Source organism: Terriglobales bacterium, assembly GCA_035624475.1.
Classification (GTDB): domain Bacteria; phylum Acidobacteriota; class Terriglobia; order Terriglobales; family Acidobacteriaceae; genus DASPRL01.
In genome coordinates this window covers 1-5,809 of the sequence record DASPRL010000109.1, presented here as the reverse complement: position 1 = coordinate 5,809, position 5,809 = coordinate 1, and the positions used below count along the sequence as shown (strand labels likewise).

General features: G+C 68.6%; 3 protein-coding genes. All 3 read left to right on the top strand.

The features are described 5' to 3' along the window. A partial coding sequence (locus VEG08_04735) for a protein kinase (GenBank protein HXZ27290.1) occupies positions 1–2,571 on the top strand: 2,571 nt, incomplete at its 5' end. Between the two features lie 23 nt (positions 2,572–2,594). Continuing rightward, a complete protein-coding gene (locus VEG08_04730; protein ID HXZ27289.1) occupies positions 2,595–5,288 on the top strand; it encodes a protein kinase in 2,694 nt (897 codons plus the stop codon). 98 nt (positions 5,289–5,386) lie between these two features. Continuing rightward, a complete protein-coding gene (locus VEG08_04725; GenBank protein HXZ27288.1) occupies positions 5,387–5,704 on the top strand; it encodes a hypothetical protein in 318 nt (105 codons plus the stop codon). Positions 5,705–5,809 lie beyond the last annotated feature (105 nt).

Here is a 5,809-nt window from a genome sequence, read left to right as displayed (position 1 = left end):
CGGCTGGAGCGCACCGTCGCCATCAAGGTCCTGCCCGAGCAGTTCTCGCAGAACGCGGACCTGAAGCAGCGCTTCGAGCGCGAAGCGCGGGCCATCTCCTCGCTCAACCACCCCAACATCTGCACCCTTTACGACGTCGGCCACCACGACGGCATGGACTACCTGGTGCTGGAGTACATCGAGGGTGAGTCGCTGGCCGAGCGGCTGCAGAAGGGGCCGCTGCCGGTCGAGCAGACGCTGAAGACGGGCTGCGAGATCGCGGAGGCACTGGAGAAGGCGCACCGCCAGGGCATCGTGCACCGCGACCTGAAGCCGGGGAACGTGATGCTCACGAAGTCCGGCGCCAAGCTGCTGGACTTCGGCTTGGCCAAGCCGCAGGCGCCGCTGGGCGCCGCCAGTGCAACCGCCGCCGCCATCACCCAGACCAGCCCCGCCAGTCCTATCACGGTGCAAGGGACCATCGTGGGCACCTTCCAGTACATGTCGCCGGAGCAGGTAGAGGGGAAGGAAGCGGACGCGCGCAGCGACATCTTCGCCCTGGGGGCGGTGCTCTACGAGATGGCGACGGGGAAGCGCGCCTTCGAGGGCAAGAGCGCCATCTCGGTGGCGAGCGCCATCCTGGAGAAGGAGCCGGAGCCGGTGACGACGCTGGCGCCGCTGACGCCGCCGGCGCTGGCCCACGTCATGAAGGTGTGCCTGGCCAAGGACCCGGAAGAGCGCTTCCAGACGGCGCACGACGTCAAACTGCAGTTGAAGTGGATCGCGGAGGGCGGGTCGTCGGCGGTGGGGATGCCGGCGGTGAAGTCGGCGCGGCGGCGGCGGCGGGAGTGGCTGGCGTGGGGACTGGCGGCGGTGCTGGCGGCGGCGGGGGTGACCGCGGGCTGGCGGCTGCACGCGCCCCAGCCGCCGGAGGTGATGCGCTCCAGCCTGTTGCTGCCTCCCGACTTCGACACCGTGGGGCAGGACAGCTCGCTGGCCTTCTCGCCGGACGGGCGCAAGCTGGCGCTGGAGTTGGCCGGGAGCGACGGCAAGACCAAGATCTGGGTGCGCTCGCTGGACAGCCTGACAATGCAGCCGCTGGCGGGAACGGAGGGCGGCACCAATCCCACCTGGTCTCCCGACGGGCGCTACCTGGCCTACTTCGCCGAGCACAAGCTGAAGAGAATCGATGTGTCGGGGGGAACGGTGCAGACCATCTGCGACGCCGACGATGGCCGCGGCATCGCCTGGGGGCCGGACGGGACCATCGTCTTCGCGCCCGGGCCCTTCAGCGGGCTGTTCCAGGTGCCGGCGGCCGGCGGCAGCCCCAGTGAGTTGACCCATCCCGCGGCGACCGGGGAGACACACCGCTTGCCGCAGTTCCTGCCGGACGGCGAGCATGTGCTGTTTTTCGTGGGCGCGCTGAACGGCAAAGACAACGCCATCCGGGCGATCTCGCTGAAGACGCGGCAGGCGGTGAACATCCTGAAGCCGGCGGAGAGCGGGCCGCGCTACGTCGCGCCCGGGTACCTGGTCTTCCTGCGCGAGCAGAACCTGATGGCGCAGCCCTTCGACGCGAGCCGGCTGCAGCTGAGCGGCGAGGCGGTGCCTATCGCGGAGAAGGTGCAATTCAACACCTTTCGCTGGACGGGAAGCTATGCCCTGTCCGAGACCGGCCTGTTGGCCTACCGCCAGCAGGCGGGGGCTGGGAAATACCAGATCACCTGGCTGGACCTGGAGGGCAAAGAGTTGGGCAAGGTGGGCGAGCCCCTGAGCCTGACCGGGCTGGCCCTGGCGCCCGACGGCAAGCATGCGGTGCTGCTGCTGCCGGAGAGCGGCCAGCCGGGAATCTCCAAGCTGTGGATGTATGACCTGGAGCGGGGAGTGTTGAGCCGCTTCACCTTCGGCCCGGGGACGGAGCAGGGCGCGCAATGGTCGCCGGACGGCACCCAGGTGGCGTACTCCGCGGACCGCGGGCAGGGATCCGCCATCTACGTCAAGGCGGCCAGCGGCAGCACGCCCGAGCAGATGCTCTACCGCAGCGACTACTTCCTGAATCCCAGCGGCTGGTCCCCGGACGGCAAGCTCCTGGCCTTCGACCAACTGGGCGGGCAGAACAAGAATGGCGCGCTGTGGATCCTGCCCATGACGGGGGAGCGCAAACCCTACCGCCTGCATCCAGCCGCTACCGCCAACGAGAATGGGGCGGCGTTCTCTCCGGACGGGAAGTGGCTCAGCTACCAGTCCGACGAGTCGGGAGTGAACGAAACCTACATCGTGCCCTTCCCGGGGCCGGGGGGGAAGTGGCAGGTCACCCAGGGCGGGGGCGGTGGCGGCTGGCTGGGCAAGGACCGGTTCGTGTGGGTGACGCCGGAGTTGAAGCTGATGGCGTTGAAGATCAGCGCCAAGGGCGCGGACCTGCAGATCGGCCCGCCGCAGCCGCTGTTCGGAGGAAGGACACTGCCGCAGGTCGGGCCCACCGACAGCACGCGCGACGGCAAGCGCCTGCTGGCCTCGATGCCCGCGGGCGAGCACGGCGCCAATCCCTCGCTGGTGCTGGTGAGCCACTGGATGGCGGAGCTGAAGAAGTAGTTTCTGGTTTCTAGAGAGGGGAAATGGCGCTAGCGGTGGGCAGCAAACTCGGGCCGTACGAGATCCTGGGCGCCGCGGGCGCGGGCGGGATGGGCGAGGTGTACCGGGCGCGTGACACCCGCCTGGAGCGCACCGTCGCTATCAAGGTCCTGCCCGAGCAGTTCAGCCAGAACCCCGACCTCCGCCAGCGCTTCGAGCGCGAGGCGCGCGCCATCTCTTCGCTCAACCATCCCAACATCTGCACCCTCTACGATGTCGGCCACCAGGACGGCACCGACTACCTGGTGCTGGAGTACATCGAGGGCGAGACACTGTCGGCGCGGCTGCAACGCGGGCCGCTGCCGGTCGAACAGACGCTGAAGACGGGCTGCGAGATCGCGGAGGCGCTGGAGAAGGCGCACCGCCAGGGCATCGTGCACCGCGACCTGAAGCCGGGGAACGTGATGCTCACCAAGTCCGGCGCCAAGCTGCTGGACTTCGGCCTGGCCAAGCCGCAAGGCGCGATGCAGCCGGGCAGCGTGCTCACCCAGGCCATCACCCAGACCAGCCCGGCGAGCCCCATCACCCAGCAGGGCACCCTGGTCGGCACCTTTCAGTACATGGCGCCGGAGCAGGTGGAAGGCAAGGAAGCCGACGCGCGCTCGGACATCTTCGCGCTGGGGGCGGTGCTCTACGAGATGGCAACAGGCAAGCGCGCCTTCGAGGGCAAGAGCGCGGTCTCGGTGGCCTCGGCCATCCTGGAGAAGGAGCCGGAGCCGATCTCGAAGGTGCAGCCGCTGTCGCCGCCGGCGCTGGAGCAGGTGGTGAAGGGCTGCCTGGCCAAGGACCCGGAAGAGCGCTGGCAGAGCGCCGCCGACGTGGCCCGGCAGTTGCGCTGGATCAGCCAGTCGGGCTCGCAGGCTGCCGTGAGCGCGCTGCCCCTGAAGGCACAGCGACATCGGTGGGAGCGCGTGGCCTGGGCTGCGGTGGTCGTGGCGCTGCTGGCGGCGGTCGTGACCCTGGCCTTGGTGGCTGCGCGGCCCCGGCCCACACTGCACGCCGAGATCGTCGCGCCGGCGGGGGTGAGCTTCGACTTCATGGGCGATACTTCGGCGCCGCCGGTGTTCTCGCCCGACGGCACGCAACTCGTCTTCGGGGCGCATACGGCCAAAGAAGCGCAGGCCCTGTGGGTGCGGACGCTGGCCACGGGAGCGGTGCAGCGGCTGGCCGGCACCGACGGCGCCATCTTTCCTTTCTGGTCACCCGATTCCCGCTGGATCGCCTTTTTCGCCGACGGCAAGCTGAAAAAGATGCGCTCGTACGGCGGCCCGGTCGCCGACATTGCCGATACCCCCAATGCGCCGCGCGGGGGCGCGTGGCTGCCGGGCGACGTGATCGTCTATGCCCGCGATTTCGCCGGTCCGCTGTGGAGGGTGGGCGCCTCCGGCGGCCCCCCGGCTCAAGTGACGAAGCTGGAGGCACAGCAGACCACCCACCGCTGGCCCATCGCCCTTCCCGACGGCCAGCACTTCCTCTACTACGCCACTTCGCACACCAGCCCCTCGGGACAGGGGAGCGGCATCTACTATGCGGCGCTGGATGGAAGCTTGAACAAGCTGGTGGTGGCTTCCGACGCCGGGGGCTTTTATGCCAGCGGCTACCTGCTCTACCACCAGCAGAACAGCCTGGTGGCGCAGCGCTTCGATGCGGCGTCGGGGACGCTGGGCGGCGATCCGGAGATCATCAGCGACGCGGTCGCCTACGATCCCGGCACCTGGCATCTGCTGGTCACGGCTTCGCAGCGCGGCACGTTGGCCTACCAGCACGGCGCCGCCACGCCGGGAGCGCAGCTCACCTGGATGGACCGCAGCGGCAAGACGCTGGCGCTGCTCGGTCCCCCGGCCGGTTACAACGGCTACAGCATCTCCCCGGACGGGAAGCGGGTGGCAGCGGCGATCATCGGACGGACCTCGGAGATCTACCTGCTGGACGTGGAGAGCGGGCTGGCCACGCGCCTGAGCTTCGACTCGTTCACCGCGCACTCGGCACCCTCCTGGTCGCGGGACGGCCAGCGGGTGGTCTATGCCGCGGACAACGGCTTTGGCACGGGAGTGGGCCAGCCCCCAGCCCTCTACGCCAAGGCCGTCAACGGGAGCGGTGGCGCCGTCCTGCAGTACCGGCCGGAGAGCGGCGGCGCCACCTGGCCGGAGTGGTCGCCGGACGGGCGCTATCTGGCGTTCATCCATAACACCGGGCCTTCCGGAGCCCAGGTGGAAGCGCTGCCCGTGGGCGATGGCAAGCCCGTGGTGGTGGCCAAACCGCGGTTCTCCCAGGACACGGTAGTGGGCTATGACCTCTCGCGGGATGGCCGCTGGATCGCCTACGTCTGCATCGAAGCGGGCGGGCCGCAGGTCTACGTCTCCGCCTTCCCCAGCGGCAGTGGGCGGTGGCAGGTTTCGTCCCAGGGCGGCAACAGCGCGGTCTGGAGCCAGAACTCCGATGAGCTGTTCTTCGAGGACAACAGCTTCAACCTGTCGGTGGCGTCCTATACCGCCCAGGGCTCCGATTTCGCGATCACCGGAATCAAGCAGTTGGTAGCGCTGCGGGCCAGCCCCGCCGGGGGCACGGCCTTCGATGTCGGCCCGGACGGCAGGCGCTTCTTGGTCGACGTGAGCTCGCAGGAATCCTCGGCGCCGCTCGAACTGGTGCTCAACTGGACCGCGGAGCTGAAGAAATAGTTTCTCGTTTCTAGTTTCTAGTTTCTAGAGAGCAGCGATGGCGCTCGCGATCTCTCCCGACGGGCAAATCCAACGAGTCGGGGCGGTCGGAGGTCTTCGTGCAGTCCATGAGCGACCCCGGGGTGCGGGAGCAGATCTCGCGCGAAGGCGGAGTGCTGCCGCGCTGGGCGCCTTCGGGCAAGGAATTGCTGTACATCTCCCAGGACTGGGTGATCTCGGTGCCCATGGGCCCGGGGCCGGGGCTGCATCCCGGCCAGCCAGTGAAGCTGTTCCTGGACAAGGCGCAGTGGTCGGGTTACGACGTGGCCCGGGACGGGCGGCTGATCGTCGCCCGCGACGTGCAGCAGGCCGGCGGCACCCAGATCAATATCGTGCTGCACTGGTTCGATGAGCTGCGCAAGAAGACGGGGAAGTGAAGCGCAGTTTCTAGTTTCTCGTTCCTGGTTTCTGTTTCTAGAGGCAGGACGGCAAGGGACGGGCCACGGCCCGTCCCTTGATTTCTTGCGGGGTCACTTCTTCTC